General features: G+C 56.3%; 19 protein-coding genes. 13 read left to right on the top strand and 6 right to left on the bottom strand.

Annotation, left to right across the window (positions count from 1 at the left end):
• The first annotated feature begins 16 nt into the window (after positions 1-16).
• The 3 genes from NCG89_RS07980 to NCG89_RS07970 all read left to right on the top strand — a co-directional run bounded on the left by NCG89_RS07980 (position 17) and on the right by NCG89_RS07970 (position 4,247).
• Entirely contained in the window at positions 17-751 is a 735-nt protein-coding gene (locus tag NCG89_RS07980; RefSeq protein ID WP_251089220.1) for an enoyl-CoA hydratase/isomerase family protein, read from the top strand.
• Positions 752-900: 149 nt separating this feature from the next.
• Positions 901-1,680, top strand: a complete 780-nt coding sequence (locus tag NCG89_RS07975; RefSeq protein WP_251089219.1) for an SDR family NAD(P)-dependent oxidoreductase — start codon at positions 901-903, stop codon at positions 1,678-1,680.
• A gap of 140 nt (positions 1,681-1,820) precedes the next feature.
• Entirely contained in the window at positions 1,821-4,247 is a 2,427-nt protein-coding gene (locus tag NCG89_RS07970) for a TonB-dependent receptor (protein WP_251089218.1), read from the top strand.
• 513 nt (positions 4,248-4,760) lie between these two features.
• Here NCG89_RS07970 and NCG89_RS07965 read toward each other — a convergent pair.
• Complete coding sequence (locus NCG89_RS07965; protein WP_251089217.1) at positions 4,761-6,206, bottom strand: OmpP1/FadL family transporter; 1,446 nt, start codon at positions 6,204-6,206, stop codon at positions 4,761-4,763.
• Between the two features lie 214 nt (positions 6,207-6,420).
• Here NCG89_RS07965 and typA point away from each other — a divergent pair, with 214 nt between their 5' ends.
• From typA to NCG89_RS07945, 4 genes are all read left to right on the top strand, one after another.
• Positions 6,421-8,229: a translational GTPase TypA gene (gene typA, locus NCG89_RS07960; RefSeq protein ID WP_251089216.1), complete on the top strand. Its 1,809-nt coding sequence runs from the start codon at positions 6,421-6,423 to the stop codon at positions 8,227-8,229.
• A gap of 131 nt (positions 8,230-8,360) precedes the next feature.
• The gene (pip, locus tag NCG89_RS07955) at positions 8,361-9,323 is read left to right on the top strand and encodes a prolyl aminopeptidase (protein ID WP_251089215.1); all 963 of its coding nucleotides are present in this window, start codon (positions 8,361-8,363) and stop codon (positions 9,321-9,323) included.
• A 49-nt stretch (positions 9,324-9,372) separates the two neighbouring features.
• Positions 9,373-9,810, top strand: coding sequence for a D-aminoacyl-tRNA deacylase (gene dtd, locus NCG89_RS07950; RefSeq protein ID WP_251089214.1), 438 nt, complete (start codon positions 9,373-9,375; stop codon positions 9,808-9,810).
• Between the two features lie 200 nt (positions 9,811-10,010).
• On the top strand, positions 10,011-10,619 hold the full coding sequence (locus NCG89_RS07945) for an outer membrane beta-barrel protein (RefSeq protein WP_251089213.1): 609 nt from the start codon (positions 10,011-10,013) through the stop codon (positions 10,617-10,619).
• Positions 10,620-10,699: 80 nt separating this feature from the next.
• On the opposite strand, the gene NCG89_RS07940 is transcribed toward NCG89_RS07945, so the two are convergent.
• The 5 genes from NCG89_RS07940 to NCG89_RS07920 form a co-directional block, all read right to left on the bottom strand.
• On the bottom strand, positions 10,700-11,920 hold the full coding sequence (locus NCG89_RS07940) for an FAD-dependent oxidoreductase (protein ID WP_251089212.1): 1,221 nt from the start codon (positions 11,918-11,920) through the stop codon (positions 10,700-10,702).
• 151 nt (positions 11,921-12,071) lie between these two features.
• Entirely contained in the window at positions 12,072-13,808 is a 1,737-nt protein-coding gene (gene aceK, locus NCG89_RS07935) for a bifunctional isocitrate dehydrogenase kinase/phosphatase (RefSeq protein ID WP_349631931.1), read from the bottom strand.
• Between the two features lie 128 nt (positions 13,809-13,936).
• Entirely contained in the window at positions 13,937-14,416 is a 480-nt protein-coding gene (gene rraA / locus NCG89_RS07930; RefSeq protein ID WP_251089211.1) for a ribonuclease E activity regulator RraA, read from the bottom strand.
• A gap of 85 nt (positions 14,417-14,501) precedes the next feature.
• Entirely contained in the window at positions 14,502-15,065 is a 564-nt protein-coding gene (locus NCG89_RS07925) for a hypothetical protein (RefSeq protein WP_251089210.1), read from the bottom strand.
• A gap of 188 nt (positions 15,066-15,253) precedes the next feature.
• Positions 15,254-16,852, bottom strand: coding sequence for an isocitrate lyase (locus NCG89_RS07920; protein ID WP_251089209.1), 1,599 nt, complete (start codon positions 16,850-16,852; stop codon positions 15,254-15,256).
• Between the two features lie 360 nt (positions 16,853-17,212).
• Here NCG89_RS07920 and NCG89_RS07915 point away from each other — a divergent pair, with 360 nt between their 5' ends.
• From NCG89_RS07915 to NCG89_RS07890, 6 genes are all read left to right on the top strand, one after another.
• Positions 17,213-19,381, top strand: a complete 2,169-nt coding sequence (locus tag NCG89_RS07915) for a malate synthase G (protein WP_251089208.1) — start codon at positions 17,213-17,215, stop codon at positions 19,379-19,381.
• Positions 19,382-19,560: 179 nt separating this feature from the next.
• Entirely contained in the window at positions 19,561-20,514 is a 954-nt protein-coding gene (locus tag NCG89_RS07910) for a LysR family transcriptional regulator (RefSeq protein WP_251089207.1), read from the top strand.
• 409 nt (positions 20,515-20,923) lie between these two features.
• Positions 20,924-21,388: an FKBP-type peptidyl-prolyl cis-trans isomerase gene (locus tag NCG89_RS07905; protein WP_251089206.1), complete on the top strand. Its 465-nt coding sequence runs from the start codon at positions 20,924-20,926 to the stop codon at positions 21,386-21,388.
• Between the two features lie 145 nt (positions 21,389-21,533).
• Positions 21,534-22,445, top strand: a complete 912-nt coding sequence (locus NCG89_RS07900; RefSeq protein WP_251089205.1) for a hypothetical protein — start codon at positions 21,534-21,536, stop codon at positions 22,443-22,445.
• Entirely contained in the window at positions 22,438-23,238 is an 801-nt protein-coding gene (locus NCG89_RS07895) for an HAD-IIB family hydrolase (protein ID WP_251089204.1), read from the top strand. The genes NCG89_RS07900 and NCG89_RS07895 overlap by 8 nt, the downstream gene beginning before the upstream one ends.
• Before the next feature lie 54 nt (positions 23,239-23,292).
• Complete coding sequence (locus NCG89_RS07890) at positions 23,293-24,513, top strand: glycosyltransferase family protein (RefSeq protein ID WP_251089203.1); 1,221 nt, start codon at positions 23,293-23,295, stop codon at positions 24,511-24,513.
• The last annotated feature ends 15 nt before the right edge of the window (positions 24,514-24,528 follow it).

Below are 24,528 nucleotides of genomic sequence, written 5' to 3'. Positions count from 1 at the left end.
GGTTGGGCGATTAGTTGTGAATCGCCCACACGTTCTGAACGCGCTAGATGTGGCTACTGCTCAGGCCATTCGTCTCGCAGCAGATCAGCTGAACCAGCGTCAGGATTTGCGCTGTATCGAATTTAGTGGTGCAGGGCGCGCCTTTATGGCCGGCGGGGATTTATCCGCATTCGCTGACGATTTCGCAAAGGCTGACAATGTTGTTCATGCCTTGTTAGATGCGCTCGAACCGGTTATCGCAACCTTTCAGACGCACTCAGCACCCGTGATTGCCAGTGTTCACGGTGCGGTCGCTGGAGCCGGCCTAAGCCTGTTGGCGGCCTGTGACTTGGCGGTCGCTGGCGCCAGTACGCGATTCTTGCTGGCCTATAACCAGATTGCTGCTCCTCCCGACTGCGGTGGTAGCTATTTCTTGCCCCGCCTTTTGGGCGAGCGCAAAGCGGCGGAACTGATGTACCTGGGGGAAAACTGGAACGCACAAGATGCGCAAGCGGCTGGGCTAATTAATAAAGTGGTCGCCGATGAGGAGCTGATATCGGTGACAGCGGATATGGTGGCAAAAATTGCTGCCGGCCCAACCCTGGCCTTCACGCAATATAAAAAGCTAGTAAGAAACGGCCGAGATAGAAGCCTGGACGCTCAACTGGCAGCAGAGCGTGAGGCATTTTGCGCAGCCACGAAAACCGCAGATTTTAGAGAGGGTGTGTCGGCCTTCTTAGCGCGCAGGGCGCCAGCTTTTCTGGCGCGCTAGCCTCGGGTCTCCACAGTAAATCGAGCTGGCCGGAGGCGGCTTATGTATTGTGGAGCCCGCTACCACACTGCCCAGACTAACAAGAATAATCAGACAAATACTAACAGGGGGTAACAATGGCCAGTCATTCGGTCACCGGAAAAGTCATCATGGTCACCGGCGCAGGTGCAGGCTTTGGCAAGGCTGCGGCCGAAAAGCTGGCATCAGAAGGTGCGAGTATTGTCGCGCCCGATATCGATGCTAGCGCCCTCGGCGCGACGCTAGATACCTGTCGGCGGCTCGGTGCAAAGGTGGTGGGTGGGTGCCACGATGTGAGTAGCGAGCGCGATTGGGAGCAGGTGCTTAGCAAGGCGGAATGCGAGTTCGGCAAGCTGGATGGTTTGATTAACAACGCCGGCTATATGCTGACCAAACCGTATCTGCAGACCTCGCTGGATGAGTTTCGCAAGATTCATCGAGTAAACGTGGAAAGTATCTGGATTTCAGTACAGGCAGCATATTCGCTGCTCAAGAAGGGGGCCAGCGAAAGCCCTGGCGGCAGCGCATCGGTGATTAATGTGTCATCGATTTATGGCCAGGTTTCTGGCTTCGCCCAGTCGGCTTATTGTGCAACTAAAGGGGCCGTCCGGATGCTGACTAAGTCCCAGGCCGTTGAGTTTGCTCGCGCCGGTGATGGCATCAGAGTGAACTCCGTACACCCAGGCCCGGGAAATACCGCGTTGGCGCAAACTGGCATCGCGCAGATGATGGCGGCGGGAATGGTCGCATCGGAAGATGAAGCGCTGACTTTTCTTCGTACGCTGATCCCGGCAGGTAGATTTGCTGAAGCGGAAGATATTGCTGACCTGATGGTGTTTCTTTGCAGTGATGCCTCCCGGTATTTTACGGGTGCGGAATTTACTCTTGATGGTGGTTATACAGCGCTGTAGGAATAGGTCCTGGCTGATGTATAAGACTAAACCCCAACCCGGGTGACGCCTATTCACCAATGCCAAACTTAAGGTTAGGGATTTGGCTGGGATGATTTTCTAAAATTTCACAATAATAATTTTTTGTGGGGTAGGTCACTGTGAAGATAGCAGAATTTAAGATTAATCCATTGGCGGCACAAGTTTCCCGGCCTGCCAGTATGGCAGCACTGTGTTGTTCCCTGTCTTTGATTGCTTCGATTGTTAATGCGCAAGATGTCGCGTCGTCTAAGAAAAAGTCAAATCGACTTCTTGAAGAAGTTGTCGTTACGGCCCAGAAGCGTGAGGAAAACTCACAAGACGTGCCGATCACGATGGCCGCGATTGGGAGTGAGAAGCTCGAAGCATTTGGTATTGAAGACACCGCGGATCTGCAGAAAATAACACCAGGGCTTACTTTCACCGAGCAATATGGGTACACCTTGATTTATTTGCGAGGTGTAGGCAGCGAGGCTTTTCTGCCCAATGCAGAACCTAGTATTGCGACCTACGTCGATAGTATCAATATTGCCAGCGCACATGGAAAGCAGGATGCAATTGGACCTGTCGAACGGATAGAGGTTTTGAAGGGGCCCCAAGGAACGCTGTATGGCCGAGCCGCTACTGGTGGTGCTATTAGTATTATTTCCAAGTCGTTGCCGACCGAGGGCTACACTGCTCAGTTGACGTATAACCAGGGCAATTACGATGCGCAGCATGTGATTGCTTACGGTGATGCAGCATTAACCGAGGATTTCGCCGCCTCTGTTGCGTATTATCACGACGAGCGCGGACCCTATGGCTACAACGAGGTTAACGGTTCGCGATCGTATGTCGATTTTCATGAAAAAGATCCGCTGGATGATTATTCTGAAAGTGTGCGGGTGAAAATGCGCTACTTCCTGGGCGATGACATTACCTTGACTGCAATTTATCAGCAGTCTGAGCAAGTGATTGCAGAATCTCTTCGCAACGAAAACATACGTCCGGGCGGTTTGGCCCTGGGCGCGACACCTGATGAACCCGACCGGATTTCCCACAACAATGTGAACGCCTATGTATCCAGCGAGAGTGATTTATTTGGCTTTATCGCGCAGTGGAATGCAGGCCCAGTAGACGTCAAGTTTGTTTATTCTGACCAAGATTCAAATGTGATGAATGACCTCGGTGCGCACACCGATTACGATGGCACTGAGCAGGAGCGCACCAGTTTTCATACCTATGACGAACCCACCTGGCAGGAGACCTACGAGCTACAAGTGAGCTCGAACGACCAAACGTGGTTCTCTGACAAGCTGAAGTGGGTGGCTGGATACTATCATCTCGAGGGCGGCGGTGGATTTGATCGTATCTTCTTCAATGTTTCTGGCGCTACAGCCGTGGGCAGCGTGGTGGCGGCACTGCCTGAGTCGGTGCGTAGTATCGTGGGTCCAATCGTCGACACCCGAGTCACGCTGGAGTCAGGCGGGAATATCACCATTGAGTCAGATTCGGTATACGCGCAGGGCGATTACAATATTACAGAGAGCCTGATCGCCACTGCCGGTTTGCGTTATCAAGAAGAGACGCGCGGCTTGGTGCGTAACTATTTAGACGTTGTTGATCCTACGTTGGGTGGCTTTGAGGGAGAGGCGTTAAAGTATTACCGAAGCGACGATCGAAGCCGCAATATCCATGTGGCCGATTTTGCGGTCCCTGATTTGAGCGATAACTCTCTTGCGCCTCGGTTTGCACTGCAATGGTTCGCAACTGAAAATATACAGCTATTTACTTCTTTGTCTCGCGCGTTTAAGTCCCAAACCTACAATATCTTAAACTTCTTCTCTGCACCTGACGCGGTGGAAAAGTCGACAACGACCGCTTTGGAGTTTGGTTTTAAATCCGACTTGTTTGATGACACGCTGCGCCTTAACGGCGCGATTTTCAAGTCGGTGACGAAGAACCCTATTTCCTCTGTGGTTTCCCTGACCTCTGGTGGCGTGGTTCGATTCTTCAATGCGGGGGAGTCTGAAACTGAGGGTGCCGAGCTGGAGGCGCTTTGGCAGCCTATGCCCGAGCTTAATCCGGGCTTGGCAATCAACAGTGGCGTGTCATATATCGATGCACGCTATACCGACTACAAAGACGGCTCGGCATTTGATGAGGATACTGGCCTATTTTATGGACCAGGTAGCTTGACCCAAATGCCAGGTCGCGACTTTTCCGGAAATCGCATTGCGCGTACTCCGCGATTTAGCTCCAACGTGGCGATAAACCAGTACCTCACCTTTGGCGAGTTCGGTGACATTGAAATAGGACTAGATTACGCCTTCAAAAGCGAGTTTTTCCTCACCTCTGCAGAAAATCCCAACGTGATGCAGCCTCAGTACGAGCTGTGGGGCGGACGCCTTTCATGGATATACGAACCAATGGGGATCACGGTTACAGGTTATGTCAGCAATGCTAAAGACGAGCTTTACGCTGTTCAGGTAATGGAAAATGACTATGGTGTTCAAGCAAATTACGGCGCGCCCAAACTCTACGGCGCCAAAATCAAAATTGAGCTCTAAGCACTGGTAAGAATCTTGGTGAAATCGACGCTAATGTAAGCGGCAGCGCTGATCACCACGCCCTTTCTCAGAGTCGGCCACGGCTCTGGGATTTTTTTCTTTCCATACTGGAAATTTAGAACGACGCTCTTTGTTGCGGAAAATCTCACTACCTTTTGTCATTTGGAGCAACGCTCCAGCCCAGGCCTAGGGAGGCCCTGCACAACCCGGTAATGCCTCAGCGGCGTCTTTGGGGCGTACTGGCAAGGAGCTGCGCGAAGATCAAGGCTGGTTGTCCTTGGTGTGGTCCGACACTCGGCGGTCCGACGTTTCGGCGATGCAGCGCCGTCCAGTGCGCCCCAAAGGCCCGCCCTCCGGCAAAGCCTGAGGTATCACCGGGTTGTGCAGAGCCTCCTTGGTTTCGCTGACGCCCACGGATTATCTCGACAAGGTGTAAGCAAATGAGAGGCCGGTTGGGCTGGGGAATTTATCCGTGTCGGTACTGGCGGGCCCTCTTTTGCTCGGCTGCGCTGTTTAGAATTGGCGGCGATAGGACAAGGCGGGCGTAATTTGAGCATTGTCACCTTGGATGGCGGGAATGCTGCCGGTATTGTTGCCCGGGTTCTTCACCGGGTCGGCCCAGGCATAGGTTGCACCTGCCGTAAACTCGTGGGCGTCCCGCCATCGGTAGCTGGCATTGGCCACCACGTGATTGCCGGAAATGGTAGCGAAGCCGGGATTGAAACGATCAGGTTTCACCAGCTCTTGCAGTGCTCGGGAGGCGCCCATGCGTAATGTCCAGGTGTCATTGGGAGCCCAGGCGAGGCCGGCTGAAATGGTGGTCAGATGATTGAAGCCCAGCGGCAGCGATACATTGAGTCGCTGGCCGTCAAAGAGGCCGCCTTCGGCCTGAAAGTCAAAATCGACATCGTCGAGCATGTGCTTCCACAACGTGCGGCGCAGATCGACCACCACGGAGATTGAGGGCGACAGACGATGGGAAATACCGATCACCGCAGCTTCTGGAAGCTGAAAGTTCCGTATGCGGCCCCGGCCTTGCAGGGGAATTTGGTTGCCGAGCAAGTCCACGGCGGTCAGCTGGCCGTTGCCTTTTAGATCCCCGACCCGCGTAGGGGCATCATAGGCGGCCGCTAAAATAGTGTTTTCACTCAATTGCCAGGAAGCACCAATCCGGCCGCCAATCCCCCAAGCCTGAAGTTTGGATTGCACCGGGCTGTTCTGCACAAAATCCATATGTACGCCTGCGACGTTGGGGAGAGCCGTTAACGCGCTGAGCCCACCACTCACGCGGTGCTGGGCCTGCAGCATCCGCACTTGCTGAATATCGAACAGGTTGGCGAGATTAGCGCCGAGTCTTACAACATCTAACGCAGCGCCCACTTTAAGCCGCGGGTGAGGCTGCCAAGCCAGCGCAAAGGGGATTTTGAGGGCGATTAACCGGGTGCTGGCGGGTAGCCCGGTATCGACATTGCCCGTGCTGGTGCGAGACAGGAACGAGCGGTCGCGAAACTCGCTGCCAAATCCGGCGGCAGCGAAGATCCCGGTGCCAAAAGCCCAGTGCTCAGCGCGATAGCTGTAGGCCAGTTCGGGTAGATCGTAGGGGCCACGGTTGTCGCCCAGGTGGGAATTGCGGACAGATTCATGGGTATTGCGGTTGTGGATATCGAGGTTGACGTGGATTTCCGAGTTCTGCCCCATGAACTCGTGCCCGAGCGGGTTACTCATCAATTCGGCCGGATTGAGCATCATTGCCGCGGCGCCAGTGGCGTGGGCAACTCCCGCGCCGGCAAATCCTCGGGCAACGGGGCCAAAACCCTCCATTCGTGCGACCTCCACCGCTTGACTGCTGGTCGACGACAATCCCAGCAGCAATCCGGCAGCACAGATCACTTGGCGATGGTAGCGCCGCCAGTCGGTTGTTCGGGGGCGGTGCGTTGACGAGGCAGTCCTTGCTGGCATCTCTGAATCTCTTGATTGACTAAGGCTGGGTTGGCAACGACCGGGGCGCAATCGTGTGGGTCGCAGTAAATCCCGCCGCGGCGAGGCAAGGCGTTAGCGAGAGTCGTAATACGGGAGGCTGAAGAGTGCAACGATAGGCACCCATTTTGCAAGACCTGTCATCAGTGCTGGTGTATACTGCGCGCCCAAATTTCTCCTACGATGTTCTTTCCCCATGATTAATGATCTGCGTAATATCGCCATTATCGCCCACGTTGACCACGGCAAAACCACCCTGGTGGACAAGCTGCTGAGCCAGTCGGGCACCCTTGACCGTCGCAATGAGGGTGCCGAGCGCATCATGGACTCCAACGACCAGGAGAAAGAGCGGGGCATTACCATCCTAGCCAAGAACACGGCCATCCGCTGGAATGACTACCGAATCAACATTGTGGACACCCCCGGGCACGCCGACTTTGGTGGCGAAGTAGAGCGGGTGCTGTCGATGGTCGACAGTGTATTGCTGCTGGTCGACGCGGTGGACGGCCCCATGCCGCAAACTCGTTTCGTGACGCAAAAGGCCTTTGAGCGCGGCCTCAAGCCGATTCTGGTGGTGAACAAAGTGGACCGCCCCGGCGCGCGCCCGGACTGGGTTATCGATCAGGTCTTTGACCTGTTTGACCGTCTTGGTGGGACCGATGAACAGCTCGACTTTCCGATTATCTACGCCTCTGCTCTGAATGGCGTTGCCGGCCTGGAGGCCGACGAACTGGCCGACGACATGACTCCCCTGTTCCAGATGATTGTCGACAAGGTGCCGGTACCTGAGGTGGATGTCGATGGTCCGCTGCAAATGCAAATTTCAGCGCTGGATTACAACAGCTATGTTGGTGTTATCGGCGTTGGTCGGATTACCCGCGGCAAAATGCGCCCCAACGAGCAGGTTGTGGTGGTAGGCGCCGATGGCAAGCAGCGCAAAGGCCGGGTGTTGACCGTGATGGGTTACCACGGTCTAGAGCGGGTGGAAGTCGAAAAGGCCCAGGCTGGCGACATCGTGTGTATCACCGGTATCGAAGGTCTGAATATTTCCGACACCTTGTGTAATCCGGAGAAGCCCGAAGCATTGCCGCCGCTGACTGTCGATGAGCCGACCGTGAGCATGACCTTCCAGGTGAACGACTCACCCTTCGCTGGCCTGGAAGGCAAATTTGTCACCTCCCGCAATATCCGTGAGCGCCTGGATCAAGAGCTGATTCACAACGTGGCACTGCGCGTTGAGCCCGGCGAATCGCCCGACAAGTTCAAGGTCTCGGGTCGTGGTGAGCTGCATTTGTCGGTATTGATCGAAACCATGCGCCGGGAAGGCTTTGAGATGGGGGTGTCCCGGCCTGAGGTAGTGCAGAAGGTCGTCGACGGCGTCAAGATGGAGCCCTACGAACAGGTGGTTATCGATGTCGAAGAGCAGCATCAGGGTTCGGTGATGGAAGAACTCGGTCTGCGCAAGGCAGAGCTGACCAACATGGAACCCGACGGCAAAGGCCGGGTGAAACTCGAGTTTATGGCACCCGCCCGCGGCCTGATTGGCTTCCGGGGCCAGTTCCTTACCCTGACATCCGGTAGCGGCATCATGACCACGGTCTTTGACCACTACGGTGAGGTGAAAGGCGGTGAAATGGCCGGTCGCCAGAACGGTGTACTGGTGTCGATGGTGAAAGGTAAAACCCTCGCTTACGGTCTGTTCAACCTGCAAGACCGTGGCCGGCTGTTCCTGGGTCATGCTGAAGAGATCTATGAAGGCCAAATCGTGGGCCTGCACTCCCGCTCCAATGACCTGGTGGTTAACCCGACCAAGGCCAAGCAGCTGACCAACGTGCGCGCCTCCGGCACCGACGATGCGCTGACATTGACCCCGCCCGTGCGCCACACCCTGGAACAAGCGTTGGAATTTATTGAAGACGACGAGCTGGTAGAAGTAACACCCAAAAGCATTCGTCTGCGCAAAAAACTGCTCACCGAAAATGAGCGCAAGCGAGCCGGCAAATAATCGACGGACCGCTTTAAGCGCTGGGACGCTGTTTCTGCCCTGCGCTACACTCAAAGGCACTGCCGGTTTCCGGTAGTGCCTTTTTTATGGCCCAGCATGTGTAAAGGCCGAGTGAGCAAGGAGATGGTGACGTGCAAGCTCTCTACCCCGACATCAAGCCCTACCAAACCGAGCGTCTGGCGGTGCAGGCGCCCCATGCGCTGTACCTGGAACAGGCAGGAAGCCCCGATGGCATTCCCGTGGTGTTTCTTCACGGCGGTCCCGGCGCGGGCCTGAACCCCAAAGCACGAAGCTTCTTTGACCCCCAGCGCTACCGCATTGTGCTGTTTGATCAACGGGGCAGCGGCCACTCCGAACCCCACGCCTGCCTGGAAAACAACACAACCCAGGCCCTGGTCGACGACATGGAGACCATTCGAAAACACCTGGGTATTGAGCGCTGGGTCGTGTTTGGCGGGTCCTGGGGCTCCACCCTGGCACTGGCCTATGCCCAGGCCCATCCGGAGCGGGTGGCGGCGATGATCTTACGCGGCATTTTTCTGTGCCGGCCCCACGAGCTGGACTGGTTTTACACTGAGGGGGGCGCCAGCCGCATCTTCCCCGATTACTGGCAGGATTTTGCCGAAGGGGTGGTCCGCCGGGAGGGTGAGAGCTGGACAGCGGCCTATCACCGCACCCTGCATGGCGATAACGAAGTGGCGCGCATGGCCGCGGCCAAAGCCTGGAGCCAATGGGAGGCGCGCTGCAGCACACTGCGCCCCAACCTCGATATTGAACAGGTGATGACCGACCCTCACGCTGCCGTCTCCATGTCCCATATCGAAACCCACTATTTCATGCATCAAGCTTTTCTCGGTGAAAACCAGCTGCTAGAAGGAATGGATGCGATTGGCCATATTCCCGGGATAATTGTTCATGGACGCTACGACATGATTTGCCCGCTGGAGAATGCAATTGAGCTCCACCACCGCTGGCCCGCATCGGAGTTGCATATTGTCAGAGACGCAGGGCACTCAGCTTTCGAGCCCAGTGTGGCTGACGCCCTGGTAAAAGCCACTGATGAAATCGCCGATATGTTAGAGGACGTCATTTGAATGGCCGCGCAGGAATACCCAGAACCCCGTCAACCTCAAAGGAGTTAATGTGAAAGCGTTGTTGCAACGGGTGCGGTATGCCCGTGTGGAAGTGGACCAGAATGTCGTCGGCCAAATCGATCAGGGTTTGTTGGTATTTCTGGGGGTAGAGAAAGGCGACGACCAGACCGCCATGGAGAAGTTGATTACCCGGATACTGGCGTACCGGGTGTTTGCCGACGAGGACGGCAAGATGAATTGCTCTCTCACTGACATTGCTGGCGGCTTGTTATTAGTCTCCCAGTTCACCCTGGCGGCTGATACGCGCAAGGGACTGCGACCGGGGTTTTCGACTGCGGCGCCGCCGGCTCAGGCTGAGCCTCTGTTTGATTATGGGGTGGCGTTTGCCCGCGAGAAACACACCAACGTGGCGGCGGGGGTATTTGGCGCCGATATGCAGATTTCGTTGCTGAACGATGGACCGGTGACTTTTTTATTGGAGGTTTGATGGGCGAGCCCTTCGCGCTCGGGGTGTTGTCTGTTGGGTCTTTTACCTTTACTGAGAGCGTGCCGAAATCCCAACAATAAAAACTAAACCCTCCCGTTAAGTGTTCAAAATTCACAATCCCGATTCCTATCCAGAACTCTCCATCAGCGTCGGGCGTCGAAGCCCCCAGAAACACAACATTCGCTATGGAGAGGTTTCCTATGAAAACATCGTCAAAACTCGTTTGGGCGCTCGGTCTGAGCACAGCTGTTCTCAGTGGTGCCGCGATGGCTAAACCCTTCAATTACACTTATGTAGAGGGGGGAATCGCCGATGTGGAAGACGACGGCGACAAGGATGCCGATTACACCTACCTCGGTGGTTCGGTGGCGCTGGATCCCCAGCAGCAGTTCCTGCTGCGCGGCTCAATCGGCAATCTGGATTACGGCCGCAATCTGGAGTTGGACACCTATAGCATTGGTGTGGGGCACCCGGTGAAGATTTCTCCCACCACTGATGTGCTGTTTGCCTTGGACTACAGCTTCGGTGAAACCGACAGTCGCAACCCTGCATTGGACGGTGTTGATGTGGATACCCTCACGGGCTCGGCAACCAGCCGCACCTGGTTGACCAACAACATTGAGGGTAATTTGATGATCGGTGTGGCCCAACAGGAAGTGGGTAGTGAAGACGATTCGGGTGCCGAAATCGGCGCAGGTTTGCGGGTGTATTTGATTCCCCAGTTTTCCATTGCTGCCAACATCAGCCGCAGTTTTGTCGGCGATCTGGATCGAGATCTGATTGGGGTCAGCGCCCGTCTGGATTTCTAAATTTCCAGGTGCCGTTAGTAAAAAACCGACCGCATCGCGGTCGGTTTTTTTTGGCCTTCTGAAAGCGCAGCGACGATTTATCAGGCGGTGCCTTTATCCCGAAGCTTTTCTGCCAGGGTTTTGCCGGTGAGCAAGCATGGGGTTTCGAGCCCGGCGGGGACCGACATAAAGCGGCGCATGGCCGCCGGATTTTGCTGCCGTTCTTGCAGAAGCTGAAAATCCCAGCGCAGTCGTTCTGGATCGTGGCAGTCGAATACCAGCCGTTTACTCTCTGCTGACACGGGCGAAATCAGCTCCAGGTAAACCTGCCGTCGTGCCTGGGAGTAGCGGTCAAGAATGTCGTCACTGACCTCGCCCCGGGTCACGGCAGCCAAGGGCTCGATCAGCGTAAAGGCGTCGTACAGGGCGCCCATCAGGCCAAAGCCACTGGTGGGGTTGGTGATGTGGGCAGCATCGCCCAGCAACAGCACGCGGTTTTGGCGGTAGGTGGGTGCCGTGCGCTGGTGCATGTTGTAGGCGGAGTGCAGCACCAGCTCAAAGGATTTGTCACCGGGCAAGATGGTGCGAATAAAGTCGGGAATCCGCTCGGCGGCGGTCTCTTCCGGGAGCGTGCGATCCTCGGCGTAGGTGACGCGCCACAAATCATCTCGACCGAGGTGGTAAACCACGGCGCCATAGACCGGATCGATTAAATACCCCGACTCCCAGCCATGGGCAGCAAAGTCATAGTGAATGTCGGTGGCAACAAAGCGCTGGGGCCAAGTAAACCCTTGAAAGGGCAGGTCGAGGGATTTGCGCACCGCGCTGCGGCCGCCATCGCAGCCGACCACCCAGTCGGCCTGATAGGTTTCGCTGCCATCGGGGCCGTTGACCGCCACGCTTACTCCCTCTGGCGACTGATTGAGGCCGATGAACTCCCGGCCCCATTGAATCTTGGCGTTGGCAAAACGCTGCAGATGCTTAAACAGAATTTCGCCAATGAGATCCTGGCCGAGGGTCAAGCTAAAGGGGCGGGAGGTCAGCTCGGCAACACTGCTATGGTCGTGAACCACCGTTTCGCCAGTGGAAAATATTCGCCAGCCACGCCGATCAACGAGGTTGCCCGCGGCGAGCATGTCATCAAGTACGCCGAAGTATTCCAGGCCGCTAAAAATGGGCCAGGCGTAGGCAATGGCTCGGGGGGTGTAGGAAATGGATTCGGTTTTTTCCAGTACGGTGACGTCGACACCGGCCTGGGCAAGGCCGAGCGCGCACATCAGGCCGGCGGGTCCGCCGCCGATGACAATGACTTTTTGATTCATACGGTGGCCTTTTTAGATTGGGCCGGCGGCGAGTTTTAATTGGGCCAGCGGCCAGGCATTATTGTATTTGTGTCACAGTCATTGATTCTGCTGTTTGGTGGCCGCCAGTTCAAGCCGCCATCCGCGTTGGCGCCACCAGGCGCAGGCCTGTTTAGAGCAGGCCCCGCTGTTGAAAGCGCTGGCGTTTGCGATAGGGGAATACGTCGGCCACATAGCCGGCACGGATTTTTTGCTGCAATTCCCGCCAGTAATCTGGGTCGTACAGGTCGCTGTGAAGCTGGTCGAATACTTTTTTGGCGGCCTGATTACCCGAAAAAAACAGGCGGAACTCCTCGGGGAAAACATCCTCGGGTTTCACTTCATACCAGGGATGGGTTGCCATGGCCTGCTCCTCGGTTTGCGGTTCGGGCAGACGGCGGAAGTTGCAGTCGGTGAGGGGGCAGATTTCGTCGTAATCGTAAAATACCACCCGGCCATGTCGGGTGACCCCGAAGTTTTTCAGCAGCATGTCACCCGGGAAAAGATTACCGGCAGCCAGCTGTTTGATGGCTTTGCCATACTCATCCATGACGCTGTACAGCTGGTCTTCACTGCAGTCCTTGAGGTAGAGGTTCAGTGGCACCATCTTGCGCTCAATGTAGACATGCTTGAGCACCAGCACATTGCCGTTTTCCTCGATTAGCGACGGCACTTCTTTGTAAAGCTCTTCCATCAACTCATCGGAGAAACGGCGCCGATCAAAGGCCAGGTTATTGAACTCCTGGGTATCGGCCATACGCCCACCACGGTCCCAGCGTTTTACCAGGCTGTAGCACTTCTTGACGTGATCCCGGGTCATTTCCTTGGGCGGCGTGAAGCGATCCTTGATCACTTTATAAACGTAATCAAACTCCGGTCGGGTAAATACCAGCATGACCATCCCCTTGATGCCGGGGGCGATAATGTAGGGGTCGCTGCTTTTCAGTGTGTCTTCAACGGCAAAGCGGAAGAACTCGGTCTTACCATGTTTCGGCATGCCAAGAGCGTTATAAAGCTCGAATACTTCTTTGTGTGGCATCAGCCTGCGTAGGAAGGCCACGTACTCGGAGGGAATTGACGCGTCGACCATAAAGTAGCTGCGGCTAAAGCTGAACAGAATGGAAATGTCGTCGGGGTCGTAGAGCAGGGTGTCGACGTAAATTGCTTGGGTTTCCTCGGTGTGGAGAATCGGCAGAACAAAGGGAAGGCTGAACTTGCCGCTGACCACCCTGCCAACGAGGTAGGCGGCCTTATTGCGAAAGAACAAGGACTCCAGGGTTTCTACCCAGATCTCGCCGCTGTTCTTGGGGATGCGGGGTATCAGATCCCGATTGACCACGTCGACGATAAAGCCGATATCGCGCTCGAGGTTTTCCCAGGGAATATTGAATTCACAGCTGAGCAACAGTTTGCGCAAGATGTCGGCGGCGTTATCACCATCAAAGCGGTAGATGTTGAGAATGGACTGGCTCGACATGGGGCCGCTGTGGCCCGACGGCGTCATGGCAAAGGTATGCTGATCGCGAATTTTTTCGTGATGAAATACGTGGCAGTAGATGGAGTTGAAAAAGGACTGGGCGATCTCGTAGTTGTCGTGGTTCTGGATCAGCTCCGCGTACTCTTCCTTGGCAATGGTCCAGTTTTCCCGGTCTTCCACGCTGCCACCGGTAATGGTGTAGGCCGCGTCAGCCACGATGGCGCGCTTCTGTTTCCACAGGTCCAGCCGGTCGCGCATGGCTTTCTGGCAGGCGTGCCAATCGGCGGCCTCAAAGCGGGCCTGGGCGCCGAGAGTGATGTTCTTGTACTCGGCGAAGAAGGCATCAAAGCCATTGAGTATGGCCATAGCCAGGCGGCGGGTAACGGCGGTCACGGTGGCGGTCCTTGTTATGGCCCGCGCGGCCGGAAGTGTCCACGCGGATGTTGAAGGCAGTTATTGTTTGTCAGGGGCGGTGAAAAGGCAATCGGCAGTCTTGCGCACCGCCGTTGCCTGTACAGACCTTAAATCAGTGCCTTGCTGGCAACGATGACACCGGTTTCGTCGGCGTAGAGGTAGTTGCCGGCGCTAATGTCGATGCCACCAAATTTCACGGTTACGCCAAGCTGCCCTTCATTGCGTTTGTCGGTTTTGCGGGGCACGCTGCCCAGTGCCAGTACGCCCAGGTTCATGGGGGCAATCTCTTCTACATCGCGCAGGTAGCCAAAAATCACGATACCGGCCCAGCCGTTTTTGACTGCCGCGGAGGCGAGGTTGTCGCCCAGCAGGGAGCGCCGGGGTGAGCCGCCGCCATCAACCACCAGTACGCGGCCCTCACCCGGCTGTTTGACCTGTTCGGCAACTAGGGAGTTGTCTTCAAAACATTTGATGGTTTCGACCTTGCCGCCAAATTGGTGGATGGCGCCGTAGTGCGTAAATTGCAGCTCGATAACCTGAACGGCGTCGCCGTGTTCGTCGCAGAGATCGGGTGTGGAAATAGGCATGGTGGCTCCTTGGCGTGGGGTTGGTCGATGGATTGAGCAAAAAATTGGCCAGCATGGCTGTACGGTTGGCCGGCCTGGGCGGGTGTCAGCCCTCAATCAGTCTGACATACTCCGGGGCGATGTCGGCATCAAAATAAGCCATGCCCAACTTCTGAAGGTATTCCTGGCGGTCGGCCTTCATCAGGTTGATCTCCGGGGCGGCCAGACCATTGGCCTCATACATGCCGGCCAGATGGGCCAGATAATGTTCGCCCTCATCAATGATCAGCAGGCTGGCTGCGCCGACATCGGGTTTTACCTGTGTGTTGAGCGCCTCGGGCAAGGCCACTTCTAATACGATGGGTTGCTCGTCGCCTTCAATGCGTACACCGCGCTTGCGTACGGTTTGTTGGGCCCAATAAAAGGCAAGTGCTTTGCTTGGGGTCAGAAACACGGGCTCTATAGACTCGGTGTAATCGTTACCAATGGTCGCCATGGTTTTTTTGGCTGCAGCGTTGAGTGCCTCGTCGCCTGAGCGCTTCAGCCCCTGCTGCATTATCGACGCCAGTAACGCCGAGGAGGTGCCGTGATACCAGATATTGTTGGTGACAAAACCCTGATCGGTAAGTCGCGTGTCGGCATCGTTAAGAAAAGTGGGGGTGTCGGCCATGAGAGCTCATTTCGTTAAGTCAGTTTGCAATAGCAGCAAAGTCTAGCGCACAAATGGCGCGCGTAAAAAAGGCGGCTTCCATATTTGGAGCCGCCTTCTTTTAATCTTTTGCCCAGTGGCAGTGTGTTGCTGACTGGGCAACGCCCCGTAGTGACATGGTCACGACTGGGGCGTTAAACACGCTCTAATCAGCTGAACTGGTTAGAGGTGTTTTTGGCGCCACCGGCTTTCAGAGCGTTCTCGCCAGCGTAGTACTCTTTGTGGTCGTCACCGATGTCAGAACCTGACATGTTCTGGTGCTTAACACAGGCAATACCCTGACGGATTTCTTTGCGCTGTACGCCGGCCACGTAACCCAGCATGCCTTGCTCACCGAAGTACTCTTTGGCCAGGTTGTCGGTAGACAGGGCCGCAGTGTGGTAAGTCGGCAGAGTGATCAGGTGGTGGAATACGTTTGCTTCGCGAGAAGTGTCCGCCTGGAAAGTCTTGATGCGGGCATCCGCTTCGGCGGCCAGTTCGGAGTCGTCGTACTCGGCAGACATCAGGTTGTCGCGGTCGTAGGCAGACACGTCTTTGCCGGCTTCAACCCACGCATCGTAGGCTTGCTGACGGAAGTTCAGGGTCCAGTTGAAGGAAGGCGAGTTGTTGTAAACCAGCTTCGCATCGGGGTGAACCTTGCGAATGTCGTCCATCATGCCTTTGATTTCGTGAACAGTCGGTACCGCAGTCTCGATCCACAGCAGGTCAGCACCGGCATTCAGGGCTTCGATACAGTCAAATACGCAACGCTCGTGGCCAGTGCCTTCGCGGAACTGGTACAGACCAGAAGGCAGACGCTTGGGACGAACCAGCTTGCCGCCACGGTTGATCACCACGTCGCCTTCGTTCATATCGGCCACGTCGATTTCTTCAACGTCCAGGAAGGAGTTGTACACGTCACCCTGGTCGCCGGGCTCTTTAACCACCGCGATTTCTTTGGTCAGGCCAGCACCTTCAGAGTCGGTACGGGCAACGATCAGGCCGTTGTCCACACCCAGTTCCAGGAAGGCGTAGCGCAGGGCGCGCAGTTTGGCGTGGAAATCAGCGTGGGGAACGGTCACTTTACCGTCCTGGTGACCACACTGCTTCTCGTCAGCAACCTGGTTTTCGATCTGCAGACAGCAGGCGCCCGCTTCGATCATTTGCTTGGCCATCAGGTAAGTGGCTTCAGCGTTACCGAAACCGGCGTCGATGTCGGCTACGATGGGCACAACGTGAGTCTGGTGGTTGTCGATCTGGTCTTGGATTTTCGCTTCTTCAGCGGCATCACCCGCTTCGCGAGCCTTGTCCAGGGCGCGGAACAGACCGCCCAGTTCACGGGCATCGGCTTGACGCAGGAAGGTGTACAGCTCACGCACCAGGTCAGCAACGGCGGTTTTTTCGTGCATGGACTGGTCGGGCAGGGGGCCGAAGTCAGAGCGCAGCGCGGCAACCATCCAGCCAGACAGGTAGAGGTAGCGGCGCTCAGTGCTGCCACCGAAGTGCTTCTTGATGGAGATCAGCTTCTGTTGGCCGATAAAGCCGTGCCAGCAACCCAGAGATTGGGTGTACTTGGTTTTGTCTTTATCGAAGGCGGCCATGTCAGCGCGCATGATGTTGGCGGTGTACTTGGCGATGTCCAGGCCAGTCTTGAATTTGTTTTGCGCGCGCATGCGAGCAACGTATTCGGGGTTGATAGCGTCCCAGCTGCTGCCTGCCTGCTCTTTGAGTGAGGCAACGGCTTGGATGTCTGCGTCGAGAGATGACATAGTAGGTCCCTGTAATGTTGCGAGGTGGGTGGATTAACGGGGTCGATTCTACGGGTGCGCTACAAATTTTTCTAATTTATAGATTTTATTCTCGTTATTTTATTGGGGAATGTTTTCGATGAGGCGGCTCGGCTGAATGGGATTGTTAACTCGCTGTCAGCAAAGAGAATTTTAGGGGCTGAAAAGGCCATTTTTTATTCGCAGTATGAATAACAATAATAATCTGGATAAATTTGTAGAATTATTGCTGCCTCTTTAGCATGGTCGCTTCTGTAAAATCGTTTCCGCTGCACCAAAATCTGTGTCGTCTATGATGGCAGTGATGCCTCGCGGCGGCTTCTCACATCTCAAGGAGTGTTTATGTCCACCCAACGCGTTCAACACAGTGGTTTGCAAATTGCCGATGTGCTCTATCGCCTGGTCAATGAGGACATCATTCCCGGTACCGGTATAGAAGCGGATGCATTTTGGGCGGCGTTGGCCGACATCCTGGCTGAACTGGCCCCGGAGAACAAAGCCCTGCTGGCGAAACGGGACCAGATTCAAGCCCAGATTGATGCCTGGCACCGCGACAATACGCGCTTTGACGCGGCGGCTTACAAGGCCTTCTTGCAAGATATTGGCTACCTGTTGCCCGAGCCTGGCGATTTCAGCATCACCACCGAAAATGTAGACGACGAGATTGCCCGTCTGGCTGGCCCCCAGCTGGTGGTGCCGGTAATGAACGCCCGTTACGCCTTGAACGCGGCCAATGCCCGCTGGGGTAGCCTGTATGACGCGCTGTATGGCACCGATGTGATTTCTGAAGAAGGCGGTGCTGAGAAAGCGGGCGCCTACAATCCGGTGCGCGGCGCCAAGGTGATTGCCTATGCCAAGGCCTTTCTGGACAAGCACGCGCCACTGGCCAGTGGCAGCCACGCCGATGTAACGGCCTACGCTGTTGAAGGCGGTGCGGTAGTCGCCAAGCTGGGCGATGCCCAGTCTGGCCTGAAAGACCCGGCCCAGTTCGCGGGTTACTGTGGCGACGCCGCCGCGCCCACCAATGTGCTGTTGGTCAACAACGGTTTGCACATTGATATTCAGATTGATGCCAGCCACCCCACCGGCCAAAGCGATGCAGCCGGTGTTAAAGATGTGGCGCTGGAGTCGGCTCTGACCACCATTCAGGATTGCGAAGACTCCGTCGCCGCCGTCGATGCCGAAGACAAGGCGCTGGTCTATCGCAACTGGCTGGGCCTGATGAAGGGCGACCTGCAGGAAGAGCTGCAAAAAGGTGGCAAGACCATCACCCGTAAAATGGTGGCAGACCGGACCTTCACTGCGCCCGATGGCGGCGAGAAAGTGCTCCACGGCCGCAGCCTGTTGCTGGTGCGCAATGTTGGCCACCTGATGACCAACCCGGCGATTCTGGATGCCGAGGGCAACGAGATTCCCGAAGGCATCATGGATGCCATGGTTACGGTGTTGGCTTCCATCCATGACCTGAAGCAAACCGGCAGCCTGCGCAACTCCCGCACCGGCAGCGTTTATATCGTTAAGCCGAAAATGCACGGCCCGGAAGAGGTCGCCTTTGCCGCCAAGCTGTTTGGCCGGGTGGAAGACGCCCTGGGGCTGGCCCGCAATACCCTCAAAATCGGCATTATGGACGAAGAGCGCCGCACCACGGTTAACCTCAAGGCCTGTATTGCAGCAGCTAGCGAGCGGGTGATCTTCATTAATACCGGCTTCCTTGACCGGACCGGTGATGAGATTCATACCTCCATGGAGGCCGGTGCTTTTGTGCGCAAGGCCGACATGAAACAGCAGGCCTGGATCAAAGCCTATGAAGATTGGAACGTGGACATTGGCCTGGCCTGTGGCCTGAGCGGCCGCGCTCAGATCGGCAAAGGCATGTGGGCCATGCCCGATGAAATGGCGGCGATGATGGAAGCCAAAATTGGCCACCCCAAAGCCGGCGCCAACTGCGCCTGGGTACCGTCACCGACCGCGGCCACCTTGCATGTGATGCACTACCACGATGTAAACGTGCTGAGCCTGCAAGAGCAGATCGGCCAGCGTCAGCGCGCCGCACTGGACGATATTCTGACCATCCCCGTCGCTGCTGAAACCAACTGGTCTGCCGACGAGATTCAAAACGAGCTGGATAACAACGCTCAGGGCATCCTCGGTTATGTGGTGCGCTGGATCGACCAGGGTGTTGGCTGTTCCAAAGTGCCGGACATTAACGATGTGGGCCTGATGGAAGACCGGGCGACCCTGCGTATTTCCAGCCAGCACATTGCCAACTGGCTTCGCCACGGCATCTGCTCAGAAGAGCAGGTGATGGAAACCCTCAAACGCATGGCTGCGGTGGTGGACCGTCAGAATGCCGGTGACCCGCTGTATCAGAACATGGCGCCCAACTTTGATGACAATGTGGCCTTCCAGGCAGCCATTGATCTGGTGATCAAGGGCTGTGAGCAGCCCAACGGGTATACCGAGCCGGTGCTGCATGCCCGCCGTCGTGAGTTCAAGGCGCGGCAGGCCTAAGTTGTTTTAAATAGCCAATTTCGATTTCCTGTCAGTGAGTTTGGCCCGGGCTGGTTCCGGGCCTTTTTTTGTCTGCCGCGTGCTGGCCGTGGTCTTGCTGAGGCGTGGGCTATGGAAGTAGCGACAAGACTTGCCCATAATCAGCCAATCTTATTGCGCCTGGTCAGAATATTTGCGTCATGAATCTATCCCGGATCGATCTAAATTTGCTGGTTTACCTGGACGTGTTGCTGCGGGAAAAGAACGTCACCCGGGCCTCGGAACAGTTGGGCATTACCCAGCCTGCGCTGAGTAATGGCCTTCGTCGCCTGCGAGACCTGTTCGACGATCCGCTGCTGGTGCGCACCAGCGAGGGCATGACCCCGACAGAGCGGGCGCTGGAACTGCAGCCCCAGGTGCGCAATATTCTCGCCTCGGTAGAGCAGGCGGTGTTGCCGGTATCGGCCTTTGAGGTATCGGAGAGCGCGCGGGTTTTTCGCATTATGGCCAGCGATTATGCCGAGTCGACCTTGTTAACCCAGTTGCTGTTCAAGCTTCGAGACGAAGCGCCCAACATTACGCTGGATATTCTGACCCCCAGTGATGTGACCTTTCAGGATCTGGAACAGGGCAAGATCGACATGGCCTTAAACCGCTTTGACCGGCTGCCCCAGTCCTTTCATCAGGCCACAGTGTGGCGAGATAATTTTTCCTGCCTGATGAGCGCCGATAACCCCGCTGCTCGCCACTTTGATATGGACGCCTTCCTGGCTGCGCCCCATATCTGGGTGAGCAAAACGGGAATGGGGGTCGGCCGCGGGATGAGCCAGCGGGACAGCCAGCGTCTGGGCTGGGTGGACGAAGCTCTTGCCGAATTTGGTCACGAGCGCCAGATTCGGGTGTTTACCCGCCACTATCAAGTGGCCGCGCTGCTCGCCCGCCATCGCGATCTGATTGCTACCCTGCCCAGCCAGATGGCGCGCCTCTACGAGGACGACACCCATCTGGTGATTCGCAAGCCCCCATTTATGATTATTCCCATTGAGCTAAAACTGGCTTGGAGCCCGCTGCTCCAGCACGACCCCGGGCATATCTGGCTGCGCCGCCGCATTGTCGATTTGGGTCAGGAAATCATCGCCCAAGGCCAGGTGTGAGCCGAATGGCACATACTTAAGCCTGTTACCTCCGCGTAGGCCTACTCCTGCCCGGAATCATTTTTAGATCGTCATGCTCGCGAACGCGGGCATCCATAGACTCAGCCACGTTAGCAATACACTGGATACCCGCGTTCGCGGGTACGACGATATTTGAGGCTTTGGTAAATCCAGTCTCGCCCCCCGGCAGATGTTGTTTCTGCCCACGATGTAACGTCCTTGCAAGCCGTGGTTCAATTTATTCTGGACAGCAGTGCGCCTTGGCGGGAATGACAATCTGGGCGACATTTGTCTAAAGTTAAGTGCCATCCAGGTGTGAGCTCATCTATATCGGTAAATTCCCCGCGCAGGGGTGACCTCGCCAGCCAAAGCTGGCATTCTGTTGCGTTCATTTTAACGGGAGGCCCCCATGAACATTGCAAACAACTGTGTTGTGGCATTTCACTACACACTGACCGACGACGAAGGCAACGAACTGGATTCGTCCAAGGGCAAGGAGCCTCTGGCCTACCTCCACGGCCACAGCGGTATCATCCCAGGGTTGGAGCGCGAGCTGGAAGGGAAAGTCGCCGGTGATGCGATGAAAGTCACGGTGCAGCCCGCTGACGGTTACGGCGAGTTGAACCCCGAATTGGTGCAAGCGGTTCCCCGTGCAGCCTTTCAAGGTGTAGATCAGATTGAAGTGGGTATGCAGTTCCAGGCCCAGGGCGCGGGTGGTCAAGTGCAAATGGTGGTGGTGAAAGAGGTCAGCGACGAGCTGGTCACCGTGGATGCCAACCACCCTCTGGCGGGTCAAGTGCTGCACTTTGACGTGAGCATTGAAGGTGTTCGCGAGGCCACTGAGGAAGAAATTTCCCACGGTCACGTCCACTAAGATGACGAGGCGCTGGTCGCCTCGCCCTCTGCATTACCTCCGGGGTCGGGTACTGACCCCCTTTCTGGCAAGAAACCTGCTTATTACTCTTTACCGCGTCGTACTCGATGGTATTGGAACGACTGATTAAGAGGGGATTCTGCGTTTGTCATTGCCTGCCCGCCCTGTCGATCTCGCTGATTTTCTGGCACAGGAAGTGTTGCCACCAGGCTATGCGAGTCAGGCGGAAACCGTTTGGCTGCCCTTCCTCGATGACGTGCGTGGCGCGGTCGAGGGTGGACGGCTCAAGGTGCTGGGTGTTCACGGCGCCCAGGGCTGCGGCAAATCCACGTTGGCCGCGCTGATCAAATGGTACCTCGAGGGGCACTGCGGTTTGCGGGTTGCCCAACTGTCCCTTGATGACTGCTATCTCACCCGCGACCAGCGGCAAGACCTTGCCGGGTCAGTACATCCCTTGTTTGCCACGCGTGGCGTGCCCGGCACCCACGATATTCCCTTAGCCTTGTCAGTTATTGCCAATTTAAAAGCGGTTGGCGGTAGTGATGTTGCGCTGCCGCGCTTTGATAAAGCCCTCGATGACCGAGCGCCTCCTGGTAGCTGGCCGGTCGTGACCGGGCCGATTGATCTCATTGTGCTGGAGGGGTGGTGTGTTGGCGCCACGCCACAGGGTGCTTCTGCCTTGTCTGTGCCGATAAATCAGCTTGAGGCAGAGGAGGATGCTGAGGGAGTCTGGCGCGAGGCGGTGAATGCGCAGTTATCGGGGCCCTATCAGCAATTGTTCGCCGAGCTGGATTATCTATTGATGTTGGCTGCACCGGACTTTGACTGTGTGGCGGGCTGGCGAACCCAACAGGAAGAGAAGATGATTGCCCGCAGAGGCGCCGAAGGGGCAGGGGTGATGACACCGGCTCAGGTGCTTCGCTTTATACAGTTTTATCAGCGTCTCACCGAACATTGTCTGGCAGAGCTGCCTGACCGTGCCGATTGTGTGATGCGTCTGGGGTCGGACCGGGAGGTCCTGTCAGTGCAGTATCGGAGAGGTTTGCAAGATGACTGAGATTCGCCCGGATATGGTTTTCACGGATTTAGACGGCACCTTGCTTGATCACGACAATTATTCATTCGCCGCCGCTGGCGAGGCACTCGCCTTGCTCAACACGCGAGGGGTGCCGTGGATAATGAATACCAGCAAAACCTGCGCGGAGCTGCAGTCACTGGGCAAAGCGCTTGGAAACGACTACCCCTTTATTGTTGAAAATGGTGCGGCGGTGCTGGGCGATTTTCCCGGTGCCACGGAAGAGCTCCACGGCCTGCCTTGCCGCCGCTTTACGACGCCTCGTCACGTCATTGTTAACCTGTTAGAGCAATGGCGGGAGAAATATCGCTTTACCTTTTATGGGTTCTTCGACTTGGACGCGCCCGCCCTGGCAGACATTGCCGGGCTGAGCGTCGCCCAGGCGGAGCTGGCGTTACAGCGAGATTTTTCCGAGCCGATCAGTTGGCAAGACAGCGACGAACGTTTGCAACAGTTTCTGACTATTCTTAACAAGGCGGGCTTGCGCGCGCTGCGCGGTGGTCGCTTTATCCATGTGATGGGTGATACCGACAAAGGCCGGGCAATGACCTGGTTGGCACGGGCGATGTTTCCGGAGCAGGCGCCCCGGGTCATCGCCCTTGGCGACAGCGGAAACGATGTGGCCATGCTGGCGGCTGCAGATATTGGTGTAGTAATCAAATCTAGACACCATACTGCACCTGATATACCCGCCCCGAAGGGGCAGCTGATTTACACCGACGAGATTGGCCCGGTGGCTTGGAACACCCAGATTAAGGCCTTGCTTGGGGCTTGATCGACACGCTGCGCCGCGCTTGATCAAAAGGATAAGACGAATAAAGGATTCGATATGGGTGATTTTTATCAGAACGGTGTGATCACCACACTGCACAACCTGGTCGACAGGCCCATTGAGGCTTTGGAGGCAGACCTGGAGCGTTTTGCCACGCGTCGGCCCATGGCCCTGGTGTTGCCGTCGCTGTTCTCCGAGCTGGAGGGGCCGGCGCTGGCCGCCATCATCGACGAAATTGCCAAGGTGAACTACCTCGACGAAATCATTATTGGCCTCGATCAGGCCGATGAGGCCCAGTACCGCTATGCCCTGGACTTTTTCAAACGTCTGCCCCAGCGGCACCGGGTGTTGTGGAATGATGGTCCGCGCCTGCGCGCCCTGGATGAGCGCCTGCAAAGCCGCGGGCTGGCACCGATGGAGCCCGGCAAGGGCCGCAACGTCTGGTATTGTCTGGGCTATGTGCTCAGTTCAAACCGGGCTGAGGCAGTGGCCCTCCACGATTGCGATATTCTCACCTATGACCGGCGCCTGTTGGCTAACCTGTTTTACCCCGTTGCCCACCCGGCTTTCAGTTACGAATTTTGTAAGGGCTACTATGCCCGCGTGGCCGACGGCAAGATCAACGGCCGGGTTAGCCGCTTGCTGGTGACCCCGCTGATTCGCTCGCTAAAGAAAGTGTTTGGCGACCTGGAATACCTGGAGTATTTGGACAGCTACCGCTACCCGCTTTCGGGTGAATTCTCCATGCGCAAGGACGTGCTCACCGATTTGCGTATCCCCAGTGACTGGGGTTTGGAAATCGGGGTGCTGTCGGAGATGTATCGCAATTATTCCACTAACCGAATCTGTCAGGTGGATATTGCCGATGCCTACGATCACAAGCATCAATCGCTGTCGGCGGATGATGACAGCGGTGGCTTGTCAAAAATGTCTATCGATATCGCCAAGGCGATATTTCGTAAATTGGCAACTAACGGCGTGGTGTTTACCAGTGAAACCTTCCGTTCCATCAAGGCCACCTACTTTCGGGTGGCTCTGGACTTTGTGGAGAGCTATCGCAACGACGCCATTGTGAACGGCCTGGAATTGGATTTGCATCGAGAAGAACAGGCCGTGGAGTTGTTTGCCCAGAATATTGTGAAGGCGGGCACGACCTTTTTGGAGAACCCGATGGAAACGCCTTTTATTCCCAGCTGGAGCAGGGTGTTCAGTGCGGAGCCGACGCTGCTCAAAGACTTGCTGGAGGCCGTGGAGGCGGACCAGAAAGCGTTTTCCTAAAGCCCCAAGCTGAGG

It is taken from the genome of Spongiibacter taiwanensis, assembly GCF_023702635.1.
In the GTDB taxonomy this organism is placed as follows: Bacteria; Pseudomonadota; Gammaproteobacteria; order Pseudomonadales; family Spongiibacteraceae; genus Spongiibacter; species Spongiibacter taiwanensis.
This window is presented reverse-complemented; position numbering and strand designations above follow the sequence as displayed.

Excerpts from the sequence above, each read along its gene's own strand:
- NCG89_RS07975 (WP_251089219.1), top strand. The coding sequence starts at position 901 with ATGGTCACCGGCGCAGGTGCAGGCTTTGGCAAGGCTGCGGCCGAAAAG.
- NCG89_RS07940 (WP_251089212.1), bottom strand. The coding sequence starts at position 11,920 with ATGAATCAAAAAGTCATTGTCATCGGCGGCGGACCCGCCGGCCTGATG.
- NCG89_RS07895 (WP_251089204.1), top strand. The coding sequence starts at position 22,438 with ATGACTGAGATTCGCCCGGATATGGTTTTCACGGATTTAGACGGCACC.
- NCG89_RS07915 (WP_251089208.1), top strand. The coding sequence starts at position 17,213 with ATGTCCACCCAACGCGTTCAACACAGTGGTTTGCAAATTGCCGATGTG.
- NCG89_RS07925 (WP_251089210.1), bottom strand. The coding sequence starts at position 15,065 with ATGGCCGACACCCCCACTTTTCTTAACGATGCCGACACGCGACTTACC.
- typA (WP_251089216.1), top strand. The coding sequence starts at position 6,421 with ATGATTAATGATCTGCGTAATATCGCCATTATCGCCCACGTTGACCAC.
- NCG89_RS07920 (WP_251089209.1), bottom strand. The coding sequence starts at position 16,852 with ATGTCATCTCTCGACGCAGACATCCAAGCCGTTGCCTCACTCAAAGAG.
- rraA (WP_251089211.1), bottom strand. The coding sequence starts at position 14,416 with ATGCCTATTTCCACACCCGATCTCTGCGACGAACACGGCGACGCCGTT.
- NCG89_RS07965 (WP_251089217.1), bottom strand. The coding sequence starts at position 6,206 with ATGCCAGCAAGGACTGCCTCGTCAACGCACCGCCCCCGAACAACCGAC.
- NCG89_RS07910 (WP_251089207.1), top strand. The coding sequence starts at position 19,561 with ATGAATCTATCCCGGATCGATCTAAATTTGCTGGTTTACCTGGACGTG.
- NCG89_RS07945 (WP_251089213.1), top strand. The coding sequence starts at position 10,011 with ATGAAAACATCGTCAAAACTCGTTTGGGCGCTCGGTCTGAGCACAGCT.
- NCG89_RS07905 (WP_251089206.1), top strand. The coding sequence starts at position 20,924 with ATGAACATTGCAAACAACTGTGTTGTGGCATTTCACTACACACTGACC.
- NCG89_RS07890 (WP_251089203.1), top strand. The coding sequence starts at position 23,293 with ATGGGTGATTTTTATCAGAACGGTGTGATCACCACACTGCACAACCTG.